The sequence below is a fragment of the Streptomyces anatolicus genome (assembly GCF_019400875.1).
In the GTDB taxonomy this organism is placed as follows: Bacteria; Actinomycetota; Actinomycetes; order Streptomycetales; family Streptomycetaceae; genus Streptomyces; species Streptomyces anatolicus.
Window position 1 is genome coordinate 1 of sequence record NZ_WMBF01000772.1, and the last position, 1,842, is coordinate 1,842.

A 1,842-nucleotide genomic window follows, 5' to 3' on the forward strand; every position below is an offset into this window, starting at 1 on the left:
CCCGCCAAGGGCCCCGCCAGTTTCTAGGCTCGGGAGGCGTTTCTTTCGTAGACCAGGCGGAGCCCGATAAGCGTGAGCCACGGCTCGTGCTCATCGATCACCGACGCCTCACCCAGCACCATCGGCGCCAGCCCGCCCGTCGCGATCACCGTGACGTCCTCGGGGTCGCCGCCCGCGCCCACCAGCTCGCGCGCCATCCGGCTCACCACCCCGTCGACCTGGCCCGCGAAGCCGTACAGAATGCCCGCCTGCATGGCCTCGACCGTGTTCTTGCCGATGACGCTCCGCGGGCGCGCCAGCTCGATCTTGCGGAGCTGCGCGCCGCGTACGCCGAGCGCCTCCACGGAGATCTCGATGCCGGGGGCGATGACGCCACCCGCGTACTCCCCGCGCGCGGAGACCGCGTCGAACGTCGTGGCCGTGCCGAAGTCGACGACGATCGCCGGGCCTCCGTACAGCTCGACCGCCGCGACCGCGTTGATGATGCGGTCGGCGCCGACCTCCTTGGGGTTGTCCATGAGGATCGGGACGCCGGTCTTGATGCCGGGCTCCACCAGGACGGCGGGCACGTCTCCGTAGTAGCGGCGCGTCACCTCGCGCAGCTCGTGCAGGACCGAGGGGACGGTCGAGCAGATCGCGATGCCGTCGATGCCGTCGCCCAGCTCCTCGCCGAGCAGCGGGTGCATGCCCATCAGGCCGTTGAGCAGCACGGCCAGCTCGTCCGCCGTGCGGCGGGCGTCGGTGGAGATGCGCCAGTGCTCGACGATGTCCTCGCCGTCGAAGAGGCCGAGGACGGTGTGCGTGTTGCCTACGTCGATCGTCAGCAGCATCAGTCACGCACCGCTTCCCGCAGGTCGAGGCCGATGTCGAGGATCGGGGACGAGTGGGTGAGGGCGCCCACCGCCAGATAGTCGACGCCCGTGTCGGCGTACGCGCGGGCGTTCTCCAGGGTGAGGCGGCCCGAGGACTCCAGGAAGGCGCGGCCCCCGACGAGGGCGACGGCCTCCCCGGTCTCGCCCGGCGTGAAGTTGTCCAGGAGGATCAGGTCGGCGCCCGCGTCCACGACCTCGCGCAGCTGGTGGAGCGTGTCGACCTCGACCTCGATCGGCACGTCGGGGAACTGCTCACGCACGGCCTTGAAGGCCTGCGCCACGCCGCCCGCGGCGACCACGTGGTTGTCCTTGACGAGCGCCGCGTCGGAGAGCGACATGCGGTGGTTGACGCCGCCGCCCATGCGCACGGCGTACTTCTCCAGGGCGCGGTAGCCGGGCGTCGTCTTGCGGGTGTCGCGGACCTTCGCCTTCGTGCCGTCGAGAACGTCCGCCCACGCGCGCGTGGCGGTCGCGATGCCGGAGAGGCGGCAGAGGATGTTCAGGGCGCTGCGCTCGGCGGTGAGCAGGTCGCGGGTGCGGGTGGTGATGCTCAGCAGCGTGTCGCCCGCCTCGACGCGGTCACCGTCCTCGACGTGCCGCTCGACCTCGAACTCCTCTTCGCATACGACGGACATGACCGCCTCCGCGACGCGCAGCCCCGCGACGGTGCCCGCCTCGCGCGCGGTGAAGTCGGCGGTGGCGACGGCGTCCTCGGGGATGGTGGCGACCGTGGTGACGTCCACGCCGCCCGCCAGGTCCTCCTCGATGGCCATGTGCGCGATGTCCTCGATCTGGAGGGGGTCGAGGCCCGCCTCGGCGAGCAGGCGCGCGAGAGCGGGGTCGAGACCGCACTCCAGGGGGTCGAACACGTCGTCCCCGCCGCAGCCGCAGGCATCGCCGCAGCCACCGCCGGCGGGGGTGAGGGGGAGGTCGTCGGGGGTGCTCACGGTCACTGCTCCTGGGGACGGGG

The 1,842-nt window shown here is 71.9% G+C and carries 2 protein-coding genes; both read right to left on the reverse strand.

Features of this window, described 5'->3' with window-relative positions; all coding sequences use genetic code 11:
- Positions 1-23: 23 nt before the first annotated feature.
- Positions 24-830, reverse strand: coding sequence for a type III pantothenate kinase (locus GKQ77_RS32315; RefSeq protein WP_219692697.1), 807 nt, complete (start codon positions 828-830; stop codon positions 24-26).
- Positions 830-1,819: a carboxylating nicotinate-nucleotide diphosphorylase gene (gene nadC / locus GKQ77_RS32320; protein ID WP_219692698.1), complete on the reverse strand. Its 990-nt coding sequence runs from the start codon at positions 1,817-1,819 to the stop codon at positions 830-832. Before nadC ends, GKQ77_RS32315 begins: the two co-directional genes overlap by 1 nt.
- Positions 1,820-1,842: the final 23 nt, after the last annotated feature.